We start from the raw sequence: 19,359 nt of genomic DNA, 5'->3' as shown, positions 1-19,359 counted from the left end.
TTTTGAACAAAGGTAAGTCGAGATGTCCCAGTTAGGGAAGGTACGTGGCAAGGCCCCGGATACAGGTTGGCGCGGGTCGCCCGAGGGGTGGCTGGAGGCCGCCTATGATGCTTTGAAGGAGTCGGGTATCGATGCCGTTCGGGTCATGCCGCTGGCCAAGCGCCTTGGCTTGTCACGAACCAGCTTCTACTGGTTCTTTGAAGATCGCGAACAGTTGCTTGCCGCCTTGCTGACCCGCTGGCGAGACACCAATACCGGTGGACTGATCCGGCAGTGCGAAAGCTATGCGGAAAGCATTTCCGAGGCGATCCTGAATGTCTTCGAATGTTGGCTCAATCCACAACTTTTCGACTCGCAATTCGAGTTCGCAGTCCGCAGCTGGGCACTTCAGTCAAATGAGGTGGCGGCAGAAGTCGCTGTTGTCGACGAGCAACGGATGAGCGCTTTGGCCAGCATGTTCAAGCGCTTCGGCTATGACAGCCATGGCGCTGATGCACGGGCCCGAACGATTTATCTGACCCAGATTGGCTACATCACCATGAACACCAGTGAGGAAATCACCGTGCGTTTCGAACGTATCCCTCATTACGTGAGTATTTTTACCGGGAAGGTTCCTAAACAGCGCGAGCTGGATCGGTTTTACGGGAAGTTCGGTTACGCCGAGACAGAACCCGGGTTGTTCGTCCCTTTGACGGACACCTTTGAGGAGTCGGCGAAATGACCCATCAGACCCTGGGTGTCATCGGAGGAACGGGCTGGTTAGGTGGATCGATCGCAACAGCAGTGCTGGCCAAAGCATTGTTCCCAGCGGATCATCTGCTCATATCGAACCGGTCCGGCAGCCACCCGCTGGCGCAGCAGGGCGCTCACCTGGTCACGGATAACCAGGCATTGGTGGATCGCAGCGACCTGGTCATTCTTGCAGTACGACCTGAGCATTTCGCCAGCCTGGACATCGATGCCACCGGCAAGACCCTCATATCTCTGATGGCCGGCATTTCGGCGCAGGCTATTGCTGCGCAGACGTCGGCATCGGCAGTGGTGCGGGCGATGCCCAATGCGGCCGTGGAAATAGAGCAGTCCTTTACGCCCTGGTATTGTTTTGGAGAGATCGATGCCGCGACGAAGAGCCTCGTGCAGCGTTTATTCGAATGCGTCGGCACTGCAGCCGAGGTTCAGGAAGAAGGCAGCATCGATTATCTGTCTGCTCTCTCGGGCACCGGCCCTGCCTTTCCTGCCTTGTTAATGACGGCGCTGGCCAATCAGGCGATTGTTGCCGGGATCCCTGCCGATATAGCGCAACTCGCCGCGAAGAATGTCGTGGTCAATAGCAGTCAGTTACTGGCCAGCCGCGATGCTCAGGAGATGATCGATACCTTGCTTGCCTACCGTGGTGTGACGACCGCCGCTTTGCAAGCGATGACCCATGGGCATTTTGAAGAGCAGATCGGCCAGGCGTTGGAAGCGGGGGCCGCCGTTGCCCGTAAAGGGCTTCAATCCTGACAAACCGCAACCCCCTCCCGTGAGGGGGCTGTGCAGCCGAGGTACTCCAGCGTCTCAGATGTCTTTCAGAAGCCGCAGCGCATCGTAGATGGCGGCATGGGTATTGCGCGCCGAGACGGCATCCCCGATTCGGAACAATTGAAAACGGCCTTCCGGGTGGGTGACGAGGTTCTGGGTTTTTCCAGCGATCAGATTGTGCTGCTCGACCGCGCCGCCATTGCTCGAATGGGGACGCAGATCGAAGTACAAATCGTCCAGGGGCAGGGTGCCATGGTTGATCACGACCTGATCGACCACTCTCTGCTTGTTCACCCGGCCATAATCGCTGCCGAAGCTGACCATCAGCCGACCGTCGCGCTTCTCTACGGACTCGACCCGATACGTCACGGTGAAGGTCACGTCCAGGTCTTGCAGGCTGCGCATATAAGGCACCAGGTTCATCGCCATCACCTCCGGCGAAAAGGCCCGATCAGGTGTAACGATCTCCAGCGTTGCGCCACTGTTGGCGATGACTTCCGCAGCCTGCAACGCCGCATGGTCGCCGGCGTCGTCGAAGATCAGCACGTTCTTGCCGGGCTTGACGTCGCCAGAAATAATGTCCCAGGTTGATACCACCAGCTCATTGCCCTGTTTGAGCACCTCGGTGTGGGGCAAGCCGCCGGTGGCAACGATCACCACATCCGGATTTTCAGCCAGCACCGTGTCGGCCTCGGCCCAGGTGTTGAAGTGGAATTTCACCCCGAGGCGTTCGCATTGCACCATGCGCCAGTCGATGATGCTGATCATCTCGCGGCGGCGCTCGCTCAGAGACGTCAATCGAATCTGCCCGCCGGGCTGGTCAGCGGCTTCGAACACCGTTACCTCATGGCCACGTTCACCGGCGACGCGTGCGGCTTCCAGGCCTGCCGGACCGGTTCCGATCACAACCACTTTGCGCCTGGCAGGCGCCTTGGGGATTTCGTGGGGCATGGTGGTTTCGCGCCCGGTCGCGGCATTGTGGATGCAATACGCCGCGCCGCCCTGATAGATGCGGTCCAGGCAGTAGTTTGCCCCCACACACGGGCGGATCTCTTCTTCACGCTTTTCGATGATCTTGCGCACGATGTGCGGGTCGGTCATGTGCGCGCGAGTCATGCCGACCATGTCGATCTTGCCGGAGGCGATGGCATGCCGCGCGGTGGCGACGTCGGGAATCTTGGCGGCGTGGAAGGTCGGGAAGCCGGTCGCCGCGCGGATTTCACCGGCGAAATCCAGGTGAGGAGAGTTGCGCATGCCCTGGATTGGAATCACATCGGTCAGGCCTGCATCGGTGTCGATGTGCCCGCGCACCACGTTAAGGAAATCAACCAGGCCGCTGTCCTTGAGCCTGTGCGAAATCGCGATACCTTCCTCTGCCCCGAATCCACCTGGCAGATCCTCATCCCCGGTGTAGCGCACACCCAGCAGAAAGTTCTCACCGCATTGTTTGCGGATGCCTCGCAAAATATCGAAGGTAAAACGCAACCGATTGTCCAGGGAGCCGCCGTAGGGGCCCTCTAGATCGTTGGTCAGCGGTGACCAGAATTGATCCATCAAATGGCCGTAGGCCTGGAGCTCCAGACCGTCGAGGCCCGCAGCTTTCATGCGCTCGGCGGCATCGACGTAGTCTTTGATGATCCGGTCGATATCCCACTCTTCCATCTTCTTGGGGAAGGATCGGTGCGACGCCTCGCGACGATGAGACGGCGATACCACAGGCAGCCAGTCGGCTTTGTCCCAGCGGGTGCGGCGACCCAGATGGGTCAGCTGAATCATCACGGCAGCGCCATGTTCATGGCACTCATCAGTCAGATCCTTCATCCATCCGACCACTTCGTCCTTGTAAGCCAGGATGTTGTTGAACACTGGCGGGCTGTCGCGTGACACCGCGGCGGAGCCTGCGGTCATGGTCAATGCCACGCCTGCCTTGGCACGCTCGACGTGATAGGCCCGATAAAGCTCCTTCGGCATGCCGTCGACCGGGTAAGCCGGTTCGTGCGAGGTGGTCATGATGCGATTTCGTAGCGTCAGGTTCTTGATTTTATAGGGTTGCAGCAAGGGATCGCTGGACATGTGTTGCGCTCCTCGAACAGAACGGCAGGCTTGGTTTTGACATGACAGTATGTCGAATGTTCATGTGTGTCAACGACTGCGACACAGGTGTACATTTTGCTTGCGTCAGCAAAAAACCAGGATTAACATCCGTCAAAACATGCGCCCGTGCAGCGCAACCGGAACATGACATGAGTTGCGCCAGAAGGCGGAGGAGGGCCGAACTATCCGACTATGCGAAGGAATTTTTTCGCATGGCTGAACGTCGTCTGGAAATAAGGTAAATCCCTTGTGATAGCGCTCTCATTGGCTGCCACATCGAGCAAGTTTGATTCTTCTGCTGCCCTGCCAATAACCACTAAAACAGTACGCGGAGATGCACCATGATCAGTCACACGTTATCCGGTAAAAATTTTGTCGGCTGGCTCGCGGCGGCGGCGATGGCCACCTGCAGTCTGGTTGCGCACGCCGAAGACCCTGCGCCTATCCGTATCGGCTGGGTGAATTGGTCGGACACTGAAATCGCTGGAAAGCTGGCAAATACCGCACTGCAAGATCATCTGAAGCAACCGGTCAAATTGGTTCTGGCGGACATTGGTATCCAGTTTCAAGCGCTGGCCAACGGCAACATCGATCTGATCCCGATGGTGTGGCTGCCGAGTACCCACAAGGCGTTCTACGACAAGTACCGCGACAAGCTGGAAGATCTCGGCGTACTTTATGAAGGGCGGATCGGCATGGCTGTGCCTACTTCCATACCTGTCAGCGAGATCGCCAGTGTCGAAGATCTCAACAAGCCAGAGGTGAGGGAAAAACTCGGCGGCAAGATCCTGACGTCCGAAGTCGGTAACGGCCAATACAAGCTGACGGAAAAGGCAATCAAGGAATACAAGCTCGAAGGCTACAAGATGGTCGCCTCCTCTGAATCTGGAATGTTGAGCGAGCTGGATCGTAATCTGAAGCGCGACAAATGGTCTTTGGTGAACGCCTGGAGCCCGCACTGGATGTTCTCGAAGTGGCCACTGCGCTATCTGGATGATCCGAAGAAAATCTTCGGTGGCGCCGAGCAAATCCATGCGGTTGCCCGCAAAGGTTTTAGCGCCGAGCATGCGGACGTTGCCCGATTCTTCGCCAACTTCAAAATTCCTCAAGCTGACCTTGAAAAACTGATGTTCGCTGCGCGTGAAAGCTCGGCGGACAAGGTGGTCGCTGAATATTACGCAGCCAACAAGCCACGCTTCGAAGCCATGTTTGGCAGTCAAACCGCATCCGCTACCGCGGGTCAGTAATGGCCATGGCTGTTCGTAGCCATTTGCAGCCTGGCGCCCTGTAGGAGCCGGCTTGCTGGCGATGGACTCAACCGTGCCCTGCAGCAGCGCTGTTTTACAGGTACCGCAAACCCTTCGGCTGCGTCAGCATTGATGACGTGAGTAATCAAGTGCAGGCGCAGGGAGGGCCGCGACAGGCGCAGTGCGGCTAATCTGGGAAAGATGCGTAATTGTGAAAACGCCGCCGCGAAAATCCAAGGGTTGACCAGACATTCGGCAAGTCAGAACCGCAGCTTTAAAAGCGGGTAAATGCTTCCCTTGCGCAGAAGTGAGCAGGATGCAAACGTCCTGCTTCGCCAATCCAAAGGCATCTATCAGTGACGCATGTTCAGCGTGATGTTCAGTGCTCAATACCGGCTTCGGGGCCCAGAAGAACCCAACGTTGGGGGTGGCTGGCGCCTATAGCGCAGCCATGATCATCACCAGGTTCACGTGCTGCATCAGCTCCGTGATCGCCGCCAGGCTGCCTGTATGCATAAGCGCCAGCAGCATCACATGAAGTGATGCCGATGCCACGTAATCCAGAAGATCCATGTCCTGGGTAAGGCTCTGCGCAATGCCCATCGCTGTAATCGTTGTCGATGTGGCAACTGCGCTGGCCGCTAACGCCGTCATCACCATCGCGGGCGCTGCCAATACAGCCATGGAAAGCGTCACTGCCGGGTCCAGCGCCATGGATCACCTCGTTTCTCGATTCCACCCATTTACCTTCAAATGCAAGGCCTGAGCCAATGGCTGCGCCGCAGAGTCTATTCGTGGTGCGGCTCACCAAGGAAAGTCAGCGAGCCGAACAAGCTCTGCTTGTCCACCGGCGCACCTTTGGGCATCGGCAGCGTGGCTTGGGCGGCGATGATATTCAGGCCTTCGTTGCGTACCTTGATCCGGGCGCGGCCGTCCTTGTCGGTCTTGGCGCTGATTTCATGGGGGGCACTGCGGTAGTCGCCATAGAGCTCAATCTCGGCCGCAGGCCTGCCGTCAACCAGCACCTGCACTTGCAGTTCCTTGCCAGCGCCGATCTTCAGCGGGTCGCTCTGAGGGATGATCGCCAGGCGCAACATGTCCAGCTTTGGCAGGCGCGCGCCTTGCTGATAGATCGCCAGGCTGTACTTGAAACTGTGGGTCGAGGCGATGGCGTTCGGCACCTGGGTATGGTCTTGATTGACCCAGCGCTTGTCCGGGGTCTGCGACCAGGGGCCGTTGTCCAGTAACACCGCCATGACCGCCGGTGGACGCAGCGGTTGCAGGCGGGCGTGGTCGGCCAGGCGCTGGACACCCACGGGGATCATTTTGCCGGTCACATCAAAGGCCCACCCGCCTTTGATCTTCTCGGCCTTGAAGGGGCCGTCTTCGGCGCCATGGCCGTACACCACCTCGATGTTGCCACGGCGTTCTTCGGTCCACAGGCCGTGGGCGCCGGCCTGGGTGGTCATGACGAGCGCCAGTGCGGCGGCGATGTTCAGTGACGATTGCATGGTGAGTCCTTTCGATCAGAGGTTGAGGGTCAGGCTGACGCTGAGGTTGCGCGGATCGCCCGGCGTGACCCAGGCGCTGTTGTAGGAGCGTTCGTAGTACTTGCGATTGAACAGGTTGTTGAGGTTCAGCCCGACCGTGATTTCCTCGCTGGCTTTGTAATGGCCGAGCAGGTCGACGGTGCTGTACGCGGGGAGGGTGAAATCGCTGCCGGTCTGGCCCGAGCGCTCGCCCACGTAGCTCACGGCGCCGCCGATATCCGAGCCCCGCAGCGCGCCGTTCTGGAACTCGTGCACGGCCATCAGGCTGCCGCTGTTCCGGGCGATGCCGAGCAGGTCGCTGCCTTTGGCGATGGTCGCGTCGCCCTTGGTCACTTCGGCATCGATATAGGCGTAGGCGCCGATGACACGCAGGGCATCGCTGACCTGGCCGCTGAACTGCAAGTCCAGTCCCTGGCTGCGGGCTTTGCCTGCGGCCACGCTGTCGCCCAGGGCGTCGGTGGTGATGACGTTTTCCTTGTCGATGTGGAACAGGGCGATGGTCGCCCCGATGCGGCTGTCAAAGAGGTCGAGTTTCAGGCCGCTCTCATAACCCAGGCCCTTTTCAGGCTTGTACACCTGGCCCTGGGTGCCGACGGTGTTGGGCTTGAACGAGGTGGAGGCGTTGGCGAACACGCCGACCTGCGGCGTCAGTTGATAGAGCAGGCCGATGCGTGGCGTGGCGACGTCCTTTTCCTGGCTGTTGACGAGGCCGGTGGTGCGGTTCAGCGAGGTCTGCTCGACGCGCTCCAGACGCACGCCGATCAGCCCACGCAGGCGTTCGGTAAACGTGATCTGGTCCTGGAGGTTGAGGGCGTAGCTCTCAGTGTGCTCGTGGAAATCGTTGGCACGGGTCAGGGCCGGCTTGGGCTGACCGTACACCGGGTTATAAATGTCCAGGCCATAGCTCAGCAGCGTGGCACTCTGGGGATACTTCTGGCTGTTGCGGTAGTTCTCGTATTCCAGCCCCGTTAGCGTCTGATGTTGCCAACCGCCGAGCTCGAAGTTTGCGTGCAGCTCGGCCTGGGTGATGCTGTCGTTCCACTCGAAATCACGCTCGCGGTAGAAACGGCTGATGGTCGTGCCGACCAGGGCTTGGGGCTCCGAGCTCGCGCCCTTGAGCGTGCCTTGGGTGTAGTGGTTGGCCAGGCGCAGCTTCCAGTCTTCGCTCAGGTAGTGCTCCAGCGCCAGGTCGATGGTCTGGTTGTCGTTGCGGATCTGGCCATCGTTGGGCTCGCCGACGAAGGTCGAGCGCTTGACCGACCCCAGTTCACCATTGACCGCAGGAATGCCCCGGTCGAACACCGATTCGGTGCGGGAAACCTCGGTGTCCAGCATCAGCCGGGTATCCGGCGAAATCTGCCAGCTGAGCAACGGGCTGACGATGCGTCGTTCGCTGTCGACGTGGTCGCGGAAGCTGCCGTTATCCTCGACCGCCAGGTTGACCCGCGCCAACACATTGCCCTCGCTGTCGAGCGGGGCGTTGACGTCCAGATTGCTGCGATAGCGATCCCAGGTGCCAGCGCTCAAATTCAGGGTGCTGAAGGCTTCGGGCTGTGGGCGTTTGGTGACGATGTTGACCAGGCCACCGGGGTCGCCGCGACCGTAGAGACTGGCGGCCGGTCCCTTGAGTACTTCGATGCGCTCGATGCTGGAAGTGTCCGGCGAGCTGTAGCTGCCACGGTTGATGGCGAAGCCGTTCTTGTACAACTCGCCCGTGGTGAAGCCACGCACGCTGTAGTTGAGGAAGGTCAGGCCGCCGAAGTTGTTCTGGCGCGCTACGCCACCGGCGAAATCCAGGGCGCGGTCGATGCGGGAGGTATTGAGGTCCTGGATCACCTGGGCGGGCACGACGTCGATGCTCTGCGGGGTGTCACGGATATCCTTATCGGTGCGGGTGGCCGTGGCCGAGCGGGTGGCGCGATAGCCGTGCACGGGGCCATCGGCGCGTTCCTCGGCAAATGAATCGGTGATCGAGAGCTCGTCCAGTACCAGGGTTTCTGCCGCTGATAGCGGTGGTTCGAATAGCGCGAGTGTGAGTCCTGCCAGCAGCGGCGCGTAGTGCTTCAAAATGGGGTCTCCGTTGATTATGTAATAACATAACATTATTCAATCGGGAGACACTACTGTTGTCGCAGGATTGCGTCGGCCGCCTGATCCGCTTCGCCCCGTCCTACGGAGGCTTGCCAAGCGGGCGGCCAAGACTTGAGAATGGTGGCCGCCGCTGGCCTGTAGCGGCAGACTCGCCACTTTCAAGATCGATAAAGGAATAAATCGAATGAGCGACGATCACGCGCCGGACTTCACCAAGCCCCCTCAAGGCATGGTGCCGTTCCCCAGCGTCGAAGACGTTTTCGTGGCTGATCAAATGGAGTTGGCCAAACATCTGCACCCATTGTTCAGCATCGATATCAGCACGTTGAACCCGCAATGGTCGGGCGTGCTGCACATGCTCAGCCCGCTGGAGCCGTATGAGTCTCTCGTAGGCGAATTGACTGAATGGGACGGGTATCACGGCGACCTGTTGAAAACGAACTGGATCGGATTCAGTGTCGAACAAGGACGCTATCGACTTTGCGGTGACCCGCGATACTTCTTTCTTCATGAAGGCAACGCGGATCTGGCCGATCCTCATCCAGGCGCCAGAGCCGATCTGGAGCGACATTACGCCGAACAGGATATCGCCTTCGCCGCCGCGTCTGACTGGTTCCAAAGCAGCGGGATTCTGGCCCGCCTGGATTGGGATGCCCATCATCCCGTGGAGTTTGTGCAGCAGTTGGGCGGTGATGTCGACGGCGGGGCGAACTGGGTGGAAACGGTTGAGTTCCCCATGCACATCGTTGAACTTGACGCCGACCGGGGTGACTCGAACGTCTATCCCTTGAGCCCGGCCGGTAACCGTTTCTTCCACGTGGCGAGCGTACCGGGCTGGCATTACCGAACCGCTGGCGCAGACCTTATCGTAATGTTTTATGAACCTGTCGAGGGGTTGGTATTGTTCACATTCGATTACAGCTGAAGATCGTAAATCAGACGCAAGTGTCTTTTTGTAATCCAGCGGGAGATGAAGGTGCAGAACGAGAGTTTGTCGGGTTTGTACCAGCAAATCGAAAAAGCTATCGCTGCTATGCGAGACAAACTCGTGGCCTCTGACGAGGACGTAGTGGCTGATTTCATGAGGCGCTACGAATTGGTCTTGGCATTATTCGGTACTGGTTCAGAGCAGAAGCTGGAGGCGAACTTGAAGGGACTGTTAAATTGCTCGAGAGGCTATCTGGAAACCTCCAGTCATTATGATCAGAAGTTTCTTGGTGAAATGTGTGCGACGGAAAGACTGATCGAAGACTTGCTGAAGAACAGATAAATGCGAATTCGCGCGTACGGTCCGACCTATAAGCACGGGGCACGCGTGCGGCTGCCACATCGACGGCAGTCATCCTCATCGCAAAACGGGTAGCGAATTTTTCAAAATATCGGTATCGCGTGTCGGTATTTCAAGATTTGGAGCGCCAATGCCGCCCATCACCACGCGCCTGCTGGCGCTGTCTGTTCTTTGCCTGACGCTCGAAGTGCCAGCGCAGAACAACGCTTGCCCGGCTGGCGAGAAACAACTGTGCCTGGACGGCTGCATCTGCCTGCCAGACCTGGGGCCGCTGCTCGGCCCGCTGCCTGATGGCCTCTACCAGATCGCGGCACCTGCCCTGGCGCTGTGGCTGACCCAAGCCCGCGCTGAAGCCGCCAACGCCGGCACCCAACCCATTCCACCGCACATTCGTGAGCAACTGCTGCGCTGGTACGACCCCGGCGTCCTCGATGCTGCGCGCTACAAAGTCAGCGACAACGGCCAATTCAGCGCCGCCACTGCCATGCTGCAAAACCCCGATGTCGGTGCCGTGACGCTGATCGATATCATCCTGTTCCGGGATGCTCAAACCGCAGAACAGGACATCACACTCTGGGCTCACGAACTCAAGCATGTGCAGCAGTATCAGGAATGGGGGGTGGAAGGATTTGCCCGGCGCTATACACAGGATTTCAATGCTGTGGAGGCGCCGGCTTATGCCATCCAGGTCGAGGTCAGGCGGTGGGTGCGGGAAGGGAGTGACTGATTGCCGCAGCGCGGTAATTCATCAAGCTGGGAAACGAGTAGCCGCAGCGGGCGCATGACCTCCCAGTACTAAAGGAGGTGCCAATGAAAGCTAAAGGACCATTCCAGTCTGGCGTCATAGGTTTAGGGTAAATCCCATGATCGAAAGATACTGGCTGCGATGGCCCATCCACCTCTGCATCTTAAAACACTGTTCGCCTGAACACTTGATGCAGCAACGTCCCCCGCTGAACTTCGTCAACGATGACAACCAGACGAGCCTCACAGCCTGCGATATGAGTAGAAGACCTCACCTGATTTCCGGGTTTGCAGAATAAGAGAGAATTTATCATGAGCAGCACCTTCTTCATTCCATCCGTGAACATGATGGGCATTGGCAGTCTCGACGAAGCGATGCTCGCCATCCGCAAATATGGTTTCCGTAAAGCCTTGATCGTCACTGATGCCGGCCTGGCCAAAGCCGGCGTGGCCGCCAAGGTAGCCAGCCTCCTGGCCCAGCAGGACATCAACTCCACCCTGTTTGATGGCGCCAAACCGAATCCGACGGTCAGTAATGTCGAAAAAGGCCTTGAGCTGCTTGGTCGCAGTGACTGTGATTTCATTATTTCCCTGGGCGGCGGTTCACCCCATGACTGTGCCAAGGGCATTGCCCTGTGCGCCGCCAACGGCGGGCACATCAGTGATTACGAAGGCGTGGATCAGTCCGCCAAACCACAGATGCCGTTGATCGCGATCAATACCACCGCTGGCACGGCGAGTGAAATGACCCGTTTTTGCATCATTACCGACGAAGTCCGGCACGTGAAAATGGCCATCGTCGACCGTAACGTCACCCCACTGTTGTCGGTCAACGATCCTTCGCTGATGGCAGGCATGCCCAAAGGCCTGACCGCCGCCACCGGCATGGACGCGTTGACCCACGCCATCGAAGCCTACGTGTCGACTGCGGCAACGCCGATCACCGATGCCTGTGCACTCAAGGCCGTGGAATTGATCTCGGCCAACCTGCGCACTGCCGTTGCCCAGGGTGACGACATGAGCGCCCGGGAAAACATGGCCTACGCGCAATTTCTTGCGGGCATGGCGTTCAACAATGCTTCGCTGGGCTACGTCCACGCCATGGCGCACCAACTGGGTGGCTTCTACGACCTACCCCACGGTGTCTGTAATGCGATCCTGCTGCCGCATGTCGCCAGCTTCAACGCCAGCGTATGCCCGGCCCGGTTTAAAGACATCGCCAACGCAATGGGAGTCGACACTCAGCAGCTGGATGCGGAACAGGGCGCCGCCGCGGCCATCACCGCCATCCGTAAACTGTCTTCGGATGTCGGTATTCCCAGCGGCCTCGCGGAACTGGGCGCCAAGGCCGACGATATCCCGATCCTGGCAACCAATGCCATGAAGGATGCCTGCGGTTTTACCAATCCGCGTCCTGCCAATCAGGACGAGATCGAGCAGATTTTCCATACCGCGATGTAACCGATGTGAAGTAACGCCAGCCAGATCAAAAGCCCCGCCTTCGGTTGAAGTGCGGGGCTTTTTTTTGGTTCTTCACGGAATCCCGGGAAACACAGAAACAAAAACGCCGATTTGATTGATGATGTTCGTGCGAGCAAACACATCTAACAAACCGGCGTTCTTATGCGCGATATTAATACTTTCCTTCCTTGTTGGGAGGGCTTTTCTGTCGTCACGATCAAGCCCGATGGTGACGCGCTACAGATCGACATGATTCCCCACAGCATCAGATTCCCTTCCTGTGGTGGCCGTCAATAACAATGTCCTGGGCCAGCTCAATACTCCCGATGGGCAACTGCGCTACAAGGACGCCGACTGGGGCGTCGGCTTCAATATCGGACTGCTCTATAAACCTCAATGAGCGGACCAAGCTTGGCCTGGCCTATACGAGCAAGACCAAACTCGAATTTGAAGATCAGGCTGAACTCAAGAATATCTCCAATCCAGTGCTGAGGCTGGGACTGAACCAGCTCGATGCGCAAGGCTTGAGCCTAGACATGACGGTGCCGCAAACGGTGTTGGCCAGCGTGTCTTACCAACTCGATCCGCAATGGACATTACTGAGCAGCGTAGGCTGGCAGGACTGGAGCGAGTTCGGCAAGATCGGGGTGGAGGTAGACACCGATGCACTGGGCAACCAGCATACGAGGATGTTCGATAACACGAATTTCCCATGGATCGAAAGCATGTCGACCGAGATTCCAACCATCGGGGACATGTTGCGTGGGGCGGGTTACTACACCGCGTACAAAGGCAAATGGCATCTGACCAAGGAGTTCGAGACCGCCAACCAGCTCGACACTCCGACCAAAATTTTCACCAAGGAAATGGAGGCCTACGGCTTCTCCGACTACTTCGGTATCGGCGACATCATCGCCCATACCCAGGGCGGCTACCTCCATGACGGCATCATTACCGCCATGGGCAGCAGCTGGCTGCGCGGTAAGGGGCGCGAACTGGCGGCGCAAGGCAAGCCGTGGTTCCTCGCGGTCAACCTGGTGAACCCGCACGATGTGATGTACTACGACACCGATGGGCCGGGCACCGTGATCCAGGCAAAGCGCGGCATCATGCAGGTGGCGCGCGATCCGCTCGATCCGCTGTATGACCAACAGTGGGACTTCAAACTTGCACCCAATCATTCGCAGCCGCTTGACGCTCCGGGCCGCCCACCTGCCCACCGTGATTTCCTGCGCTCGCATGACGCTCTGGTGGGTTCCATACCGAGCGAAGAAGCGCGTTGGCGTCGGCGGCACAACTACTACTTGAATTGCCTGCGCGACGTCGACCGCAATATCGCTGCGCTACTTGCTGAACTTGACGCTTCGGGGCTGAGCGAGCGCACGATCATTGTTCTCACCGCGGACCACGGCGATATGGACGGCGCACATCAGCTTCACGCCAAAGGCGCGGTGGCGTACCGAGAGCAGAATAACGTTCCACTGCTCATCGTCCACCCGGCCTTCACGGGCGGCAAGGAGTGCCGGGCCGTCACCTCGCACGTCGACATCGCAACGACGCTGGTCGGCCTGACCGGCACGCCGTCTGACAAGCGGGCGGCTATCGTCAAAGGACTCCCCGGCAAGGATCTGTCCGGCTTGCTGGCAGCTCCGGAAAAGGCCGAGTTCAACGCCGTCAGGGAGGGTGCGCTGTTCAACTACAACATGTTTGCCTACATGGATGGAGACTTCCTCAACAAGGCCATGGAGTACATGCAACAGGGAGGCAAACAGGACCAGCTCAAGAGTGCCGGCATCGTCCCGGACATGAAAAAGCGCGGGGCAGTGCGCTCGGTCTACGATGGACGCTACGTGTTCGCCCGCTATTTCTCGCCCAAGGAGCACAATCAGCCGACATCCCTGGAAGATATTTACCGGTTCAACGACGTCGAGTTGTACGACCTGCAAGACGACCCGCTCGAGATGAACAACTTGGCAACAAGTGGCAAGCAGAATCGCGAACTCGTGATGGCCATGAACGAGAAGCTCAATCGGCTCATTGAAACAGAGGTCGGCGAGGACCGTGGACAGATGCTCCCCGGCGGCATCGACGCGGGATGGGAAGTGACGGCGCAGACGATGGCGCCTTGAGGTCCTTGATTGTCGCGTAGCCCGCCACTTCGCTGTGAGCGGAGGATCTGGCGCCGACGGGGGGCGAAGATCTGGCTGCAAACCCTGCGTCAGAAGTTGCACCCCTCATGCAGAAGCGATTCTTCTGCATGAGGGGTAGGCACGCCAACGAGTCTCGGTGTGATGTTGTTTTATCTGATGAAAGCTTGCAGATCACTGATCAGCTTGTCGATCGCCTGTTTGAAATCCTTGGTGGTGATCTTCTGGCTGGCATTTTCCAGGGTGCTGCCAAAGACTTTGCGCACGACTTTGGCCACGGTCTGGTTGGTGCTGGCGTCGATAAACTCGGCCTCGATGAACAGAGTGGTGTCCTGATCGCGATGGCCACTGACAGCGGAAACACTCCCCACGACGGCGGCAACCGGCACCACTTCGTACCACTTCATGCCTTCGTTTTCGGCATTCACGCCGGTAATCGCTGCGCGCATGATCAAGGTTTTCGAACCGGCGGGTGATGATTTTGCGTTGGTCACAACCTTGTACTTCTGCCCCAGCACACCTTTGACTTTGCTGGTCATGTAGCTCTGCAACTCGTCCAGGGTTTGCCGGTTGACCCGCTCGTTCGGCTGTGGCGCCGGGTAGAGTTCCAACCGGTTGAATACCACGGTGTCGTAGGCGTCGGGTTTCCAGGACGGGCTCACCCAACGCATGGCGGTCTCGCCACTGGTGGTGGTGACTTGCTGCAAGTTGTTGTAGCTGGACAGGAAGCCGGAATACTGCTCACGCTCGGTGACCTTCGAGGTGCAACCGCCCAGTAGCAGGCTGGTTAGCGCAGCGCCAATAAACAGTTTTCGGGACAGGTTCATAGGGGGTGTGCTCCATGGATCAAGTCGTTTTTCTGGAGGCAGGGCATTGGAAGCGCCCGGGCATATTTTCGGTCACGGCTTGAATCCAGGCATTGCCGAACTGACCGGAAGTTCGCATGCCCGACGTGGATTTGGTCTGGTCCACCGCCATGTTGCGGAGCCAGACCATCGCCCGGCTGAGATTGATGTCGGTGCCTTGTTTAGAGCATAGGTGGCAGGGGCGGGAATGCGCCAGAATTCGCTCATGGGCACGGTAAAAGTCAGGTTGTCTTGCTGAACGGCGCTGCTGTCATACGCTACACCGATGAAGATATGCCCTATGGATCAAGAGAGTTTGGGCTGCGCGATTGCAATGGCTACTACCTCGCGTTCACACAGATCTCGACAGGTAGCAAAAACGTCGGTTGAACTTTTCTGCTTTACTCATTATGGCCCGGCACGCTGAATTGTCGGGCAGGGCAGGGTGCCAAACCCTCGATCGCTTTCCACAGCATGCATAACGACTCTGTAATGAATTGCCATTAGGCTGAATTTCCAGCAAATTCAATGGCTCACAAAAGGATGTGGTTTAACAGGGGATTGAGGTCGCATGTATAGAGTGGGGACAGGCTATACCAATGTGTTGGTGAATACGCTCTCGGCTGAAGGCCTGGACGTGGTGAATTTATCCCGGGAAGCCGGGCTGGATATGATGCTGCTGGGGCAGCAGCACGCCTTCTACAAACGAGGTGTCATTTACCGTCTTTGGGAATTGGCAGCGCAGGCATCTGGCGATTCGAATATTGGTCTGAAAGCCTACGGGCATGTACATCCGGCTTACTTCCAGATCGTGGGATACACGATGATGTCCAGCTTGAATCTGAAGCGGGCGCTCGAACGCCTTGTGCGTTTCAGCCCATTGATCAGTTCTGGACTCAGCCTGTTTCTGGGGCGAGAAGGGCCCAATTATCGACTGGCCGGGCTGGATCACCAATGCGACTCGGTCAAACCACGGCAGTACACCGATGCCGGACTCGCGTCGCTGCTGGGATTCTGCAGTTGGCTGACCGGTGGCAAATTACCGCAACCGTTAAGCGTGGAGTTCACCTATTCCGAACCTGAAGACACCTCTGAGCATCAGCGCCTGTTCGGCAGCGAGCTGCGGTTCGGGGCGGCCTATGACAGCATCCTGTTCGATGGCGAGGAGCTTCTGCGTCCGTTGAGCATGGCCAACGAGGCGTTGGCGGTACTCCATGACAGTTTTGCCGAGGCGCAGTTGGACCTGTTGTACGGCTTCACCACGGTGTGCAGGATTCGTGCACTGATCACCGAGCGCCTGAGTCAGGGGCAAGGGCAGTGTGATATGGAGTCGATAGCCACCGCACTGAACATCAGCAAGCGAACCTTGCAACGGGCGCTCGAGAAGGATGGTGCCCAGTTCAAGGACGTGCTGAACGATGTGCGTCGCCAGTTGGCCGACTTCTACCTGCGTCATTCCCATTTCAATATGAAGCACGTGACTCACCGGCTCGGGTTTCACGACCACAGCAGTTTCCATAAAGCGTGCATCCGCTGGTTTGGCATGACGCCCGGTCAGTATCGAGTCCACGAATCCCTGCTGAAGGTCAGGCAAGCCCAGTCCCGTCCAGCAGGCCAGTCGTCAGTGACAGAGGTCGGTCCACTCACCGCCTTTGCTCGGCCACCATTAGCAACGATTGCGGCACGGAGCTTTGCGGGTGCTGCGGCTCCTGCAGGCCGGCCAGTCGAAAGCCGGCCATGTCCAGTGCATTGAGCCAACTGGACAAGGTGCGCAAGTACCAGGGCATGGGTTGCCACTGGCCGTTGAACCCGGCGAAGGTTTCTTCGCGCCAACCGTCCTGATAATCGCCCGCGGCGGCGGTCCATGGGTGCAGCGTCTGGATTACCAGCGCGCCGCCGGGGGCGAGCAGGGCGTTCATGGCGGTGAGCAGGGGGATGATGTCCTGGTGCAGCAGGGCGAAGTTGGCGCAGATCAGGTCGTAGTCGCTGCCGATGTCCACCTGCGCCTCCATCAAGGCTTCATAGCTCGCCAGATGCACCTGCGAAGAGCCCGCCGCCCGTGCGGCCTCGACCAGCGTCGCATCGCCATCCACACCGACCGCTTCGATGGCCCGTTCCGCCAGCGCCCGCAGCAGCCAGCCCTCACCGCAGCCCAGGTCGAGTACCCGCTCGGGCTGGCGGCCCAGCACCGCCAGCAGGATGGCCTGGTCGGTGACCTTGAGGCGGCTGGCGATGGCGCCGGTGCGCACGGCTTCGATCCAGAGTGGGGCGTTGTGGTGCCAGCTTTGGAGAAGGGTGGATTCGGGGGCGGGCATTTTTGCTGTCCGGGGTAGTTCGGTGGCTGGATGAAAGGATAGGACAAATGCCCGGAGTATGGACCTGTCCTCGGTCATAACGGCGCTGGCGTGTCGACTGTGCATCTCATGGCCCGCTTCGCTGTCGCTCTACTAGTTTTTACACTCCGCCAACACCACTCGGCAGGTATTCGGCGTGCCGCCGGATCGGCCGGCGTAGCGTATGCAATTGTTCAGGGATTTTGTACGAGCGATGTTCAAGGTGGATCCCCAGGCCAGGCCGCCTTCGCCGGCAGTGGGCAGCGCTTTGGCATAGCAGGCTGAGCCTACGCTTGAGGCCGCATAGCGAGCCGTGGATTTGCCTGCACATCCCGCTGTCAGCGCCAGGTTGAGAGCGAGCAGGGAGGGCAGGACCCAGGACGAGCATTGGCGCGCTGTTTTTCCGGTCATGCCGTTTCCCCTGTATCAGGAGGCTAGAGGCGGTTTGTGATCGTGCCCTAATCAGATTAGTCGGTTGCGCCTGCCCGTGGGTCTGTTTTGCACGCTTGGGTTGCGCAGCCAGCCGAAGCAGTTCCACGCCGCTGCTAGAATGCATGTCTGAATCCCGAATCTGGAGAACCAAGATGATCAGCAAGAATACCGACATCGCTGCGATCGAGGCGGCTGTGAAGGGTTGATCAGAGCCGATGGGAGCGTTGACCGGTTGATTTCAGAGGAGACGCAGCATGGACCGATTCACCGGCGGTTGCCTGTGCGGCAACGTGCGATTCGAGGCATCAGGCCGCCCCTATCGGGTCGGCCTTTGTCACTGTCTCGACTGCCGCAAGCATCATGGCGCGCTGTTTCATGCTTCGGCGATATTCCCTGAGGAAGCGGTGACGATCGCTGGCGAAACGCGCGACTATGCCGGACGGTTCTTCTGCCCACGCTGCGGCTCATCGGTCTTCTCCCGTACCGCCGACGAAATCGAAGTGAACCTGGGGTCCCTCGATGCCCCGGACCAACTGACGCCCACCTACGAAAGCTGGATCGTGCGTCGCGAGTCGTGGTTGCCGGTGTTTGCGCTCACCAGGCGCTACGAGCGCGATCGTGATGGCACGGGGCGCTTTGAGGAGTAGGGCGTACGAACGGTGCGCAGCCGATAGCTGGAACTGCAACATCGCCGAAACATTCGGGCCGTATGATCTGCATCAACTGAAACCAGGGAGGCAACAGATGAATCGACCATCAAGGAGCATGCGCAAACTGCTTGACTCCGTCGCTACCAACAATGAGATCGCGGCGCTGGATGTCATGCGTGCCGCTGAGCAACTCAAGGATGAGCTGTTGCGCCAGCGGTTGCTCAATCTGATTCATCAGCTCAATCAGGACGCCTGCGACTTGCGATCGGCACGCGACGACATCCAGGGCGGTGCCATCAAGCTCGCGTGAGCTTTTCTGTAGGAGCGAGCTTGCTCCGGGCGGCGTTCCGACGAAGGCCTCGAGGGCGACGCGTTTATTCAGGATAGGCGCGTTATCGTTGACGTTCTTCGCGAGCAAGCTTGCTCCTACAGGGGATGTGGGTGCAGGACATTACCGAGCATGACGCCGCCTTGCGCCACCAGGCGCCCCAGCGCGAGCACTTCATGCTTGCCGATCGCCTCGTCCGGATTCGCCGAGTCATCCGCGCAATAAAAATCAACGGTGGCTGTCGGGTCGAGACATTCGAAGATATAGCGGCAACGCGCCAGGTGAGAGCTTGAGGTGACAATTCCATAGCGCGAACAGCCTCGTGCCTTGGCAAAGGCGATGATCATCGTCACGTCTTCGACCGTGTTTGAGCTGAGCAGGTCGGCGGCTGTAGCTTTATCGATCGATGCTCCCTGCTCGAGCAGGCATTGGTGCACCAACTCCCGATGTGGCGTGTCGGATTTGTTGAAATGTTCGCCAAATCCGCCAGTCGCCAGGAGGACGACATGGGGGTGCGTTTTCTGCAGTTGGACCGCTCTCTCGATCCTGCCAATGGCAATGGGTGAAAGCTCGCCATCGGCGCTATTGGGGGATGCAAGAATGAATACGAGTTTTTTCATTTCAGCCC

General features: G+C 58.6%; 19 protein-coding genes and 2 pseudogenes. 13 read left to right on the top strand and 8 right to left on the bottom strand.

Annotated features, from left to right (window positions below):
• Positions 1-22 precede the first annotated feature (22 nt).
• Positions 23-721: a TetR/AcrR family transcriptional regulator gene (locus tag ACA041_RS19455; protein WP_497435993.1), complete on the top strand. Its 699-nt coding sequence runs from the start codon at positions 23-25 to the stop codon at positions 719-721.
• Complete coding sequence (locus ACA041_RS19450; RefSeq protein WP_497435990.1) at positions 718-1,503, top strand: pyrroline-5-carboxylate reductase family protein; 786 nt, start codon at positions 718-720, stop codon at positions 1,501-1,503. The genes ACA041_RS19455 and ACA041_RS19450 overlap by 4 nt, the downstream gene beginning before the upstream one ends.
• 54 nt (positions 1,504-1,557) lie before the next feature.
• Here ACA041_RS19450 and ACA041_RS19445 read toward each other — a convergent pair whose 3' ends face one another.
• Positions 1,558-3,594 (bottom strand): oxidoreductase, encoded by a 2,037-nt coding sequence (locus tag ACA041_RS19445; protein ID WP_497435987.1) that lies wholly within the window; start codon positions 3,592-3,594, stop codon positions 1,558-1,560.
• 419 nt (positions 3,595-4,013) lie between these two features.
• On the opposite strand from ACA041_RS19445, the gene ACA041_RS19440 reads away from it, so the two are divergent.
• Entirely contained in the window at positions 4,014-4,862 is an 849-nt protein-coding gene (locus tag ACA041_RS19440) for a glycine betaine ABC transporter substrate-binding protein (protein WP_497442122.1), read from the top strand.
• Positions 4,863-5,300: 438 nt separating this feature from the next.
• Here ACA041_RS19440 and ACA041_RS19435 read toward each other — a convergent pair whose 3' ends face one another.
• The 3 genes from ACA041_RS19435 to ACA041_RS19425 form a co-directional block, all read right to left on the bottom strand.
• Positions 5,301-5,576 (bottom strand): hypothetical protein, encoded by a 276-nt coding sequence (locus ACA041_RS19435; protein ID WP_497435983.1) that lies wholly within the window; start codon positions 5,574-5,576, stop codon positions 5,301-5,303.
• Between the two features lie 74 nt (positions 5,577-5,650).
• On the bottom strand, positions 5,651-6,373 hold the full coding sequence (locus ACA041_RS19430) for a DUF4198 domain-containing protein (protein WP_497435977.1): 723 nt from the start codon (positions 6,371-6,373) through the stop codon (positions 5,651-5,653).
• 15 nt (positions 6,374-6,388) lie between these two features.
• The gene (locus tag ACA041_RS19425) at positions 6,389-8,479 is read right to left on the bottom strand and encodes a TonB-dependent siderophore receptor (RefSeq protein WP_497435973.1); all 2,091 of its coding nucleotides are present in this window, start codon (positions 8,477-8,479) and stop codon (positions 6,389-6,391) included.
• Between the two features lie 208 nt (positions 8,480-8,687).
• Between ACA041_RS19425 and ACA041_RS19420 the strand changes: the two genes are divergently transcribed.
• The 7 genes and pseudogenes from ACA041_RS19420 (at position 8,688) to ACA041_RS19390 (ending at position 14,125) form a co-directional block, all read left to right on the top strand.
• On the top strand, positions 8,688-9,428 hold the full coding sequence (locus ACA041_RS19420) for a hypothetical protein (RefSeq protein ID WP_497435970.1): 741 nt from the start codon (positions 8,688-8,690) through the stop codon (positions 9,426-9,428).
• A gap of 51 nt (positions 9,429-9,479) precedes the next feature.
• A complete protein-coding gene (locus ACA041_RS19415; RefSeq protein ID WP_497435966.1) occupies positions 9,480-9,773 on the top strand; it encodes a hypothetical protein in 294 nt (97 codons plus the stop codon).
• A gap of 148 nt (positions 9,774-9,921) precedes the next feature.
• Positions 9,922-10,518 (top strand): eCIS core domain-containing protein, encoded by a 597-nt coding sequence (locus ACA041_RS19410; RefSeq protein ID WP_497435962.1) that lies wholly within the window; start codon positions 9,922-9,924, stop codon positions 10,516-10,518.
• A 329-nt stretch (positions 10,519-10,847) separates the two neighbouring features.
• The gene (yiaY, locus tag ACA041_RS19405) at positions 10,848-11,996 is read left to right on the top strand and encodes an L-threonine dehydrogenase (RefSeq protein WP_497435959.1); all 1,149 of its coding nucleotides are present in this window, start codon (positions 10,848-10,850) and stop codon (positions 11,994-11,996) included.
• Positions 11,997-12,158: 162 nt separating this feature from the next.
• A pseudogene (locus tag ACA041_RS19400) lies at positions 12,159-12,290 on the top strand (ISL3 family transposase); the annotation flags it as partial.
• Positions 12,280-12,665: pseudogene (locus tag ACA041_RS19395) on the top strand (OmpP1/FadL family transporter); the annotation flags it as partial. The pseudogenes ACA041_RS19400 and ACA041_RS19395, both read left to right, overlap by 11 nt.
• A 20-nt stretch (positions 12,666-12,685) precedes the next feature.
• Positions 12,686-14,125 carry a sulfatase-like hydrolase/transferase gene (locus tag ACA041_RS19390; protein ID WP_497442121.1) on the top strand — a complete coding sequence of 480 codons (1,440 nt, stop codon included), beginning with the start codon at positions 12,686-12,688 and terminating at the stop codon, positions 14,123-14,125.
• A 170-nt stretch (positions 14,126-14,295) separates the two neighbouring features.
• On the opposite strand, the gene ACA041_RS19385 is transcribed toward ACA041_RS19390, so the two are convergent.
• Positions 14,296-14,970 carry a DUF3313 domain-containing protein gene (locus ACA041_RS19385; protein ID WP_497435951.1) on the bottom strand — a complete coding sequence of 225 codons (675 nt, stop codon included), beginning with the start codon at positions 14,968-14,970 and terminating at the stop codon, positions 14,296-14,298.
• Positions 14,971-15,625: 655 nt separating this feature from the next.
• Here ACA041_RS19385 and ACA041_RS19380 point away from each other — a divergent pair.
• Positions 15,626-16,741: an AraC family transcriptional regulator gene (locus ACA041_RS19380; protein WP_497435948.1), complete on the top strand. Its 1,116-nt coding sequence runs from the start codon at positions 15,626-15,628 to the stop codon at positions 16,739-16,741.
• Here the strand turns inward: ACA041_RS19380 and ACA041_RS19375 are convergent.
• Both ACA041_RS19375 and ACA041_RS19370 read right to left on the bottom strand, forming a co-directional pair.
• Positions 16,632-17,303 carry a class I SAM-dependent methyltransferase gene (locus tag ACA041_RS19375; RefSeq protein WP_497435942.1) on the bottom strand — a complete coding sequence of 224 codons (672 nt, stop codon included), beginning with the start codon at positions 17,301-17,303 and terminating at the stop codon, positions 16,632-16,634. The two genes, ACA041_RS19380 and ACA041_RS19375, sit on opposite strands and share 110 nt — an antisense overlap.
• Before the next feature lie 132 nt (positions 17,304-17,435).
• The gene (locus tag ACA041_RS19370) at positions 17,436-17,732 is read right to left on the bottom strand and encodes a hypothetical protein (protein WP_497435937.1); all 297 of its coding nucleotides are present in this window, start codon (positions 17,730-17,732) and stop codon (positions 17,436-17,438) included.
• A 275-nt stretch (positions 17,733-18,007) separates the two neighbouring features.
• Here ACA041_RS19370 and ACA041_RS19365 point away from each other — a divergent pair, with 275 nt between their 5' ends.
• Together ACA041_RS19365 and ACA041_RS19360 are read left to right on the top strand one after the other, a co-directional pair.
• Positions 18,008-18,400: a GFA family protein gene (locus ACA041_RS19365; protein WP_497435930.1), complete on the top strand. Its 393-nt coding sequence runs from the start codon at positions 18,008-18,010 to the stop codon at positions 18,398-18,400.
• A gap of 97 nt (positions 18,401-18,497) precedes the next feature.
• Positions 18,498-18,713 carry a hypothetical protein gene (locus ACA041_RS19360; RefSeq protein ID WP_497435925.1) on the top strand — a complete coding sequence of 72 codons (216 nt, stop codon included), beginning with the start codon at positions 18,498-18,500 and terminating at the stop codon, positions 18,711-18,713.
• Between the two features lie 116 nt (positions 18,714-18,829).
• On the opposite strand, the gene ACA041_RS19355 is transcribed toward ACA041_RS19360, so the two are convergent.
• The gene (locus tag ACA041_RS19355; protein WP_497435920.1) at positions 18,830-19,351 is read right to left on the bottom strand and encodes a YdcF family protein; all 522 of its coding nucleotides are present in this window, start codon (positions 19,349-19,351) and stop codon (positions 18,830-18,832) included.
• Positions 19,352-19,359: the final 8 nt, after the last annotated feature.

The organism is Pseudomonas sp. LBUM1676 (assembly GCF_059695605.1).
This window is presented reverse-complemented; position numbering and strand designations above follow the sequence as displayed.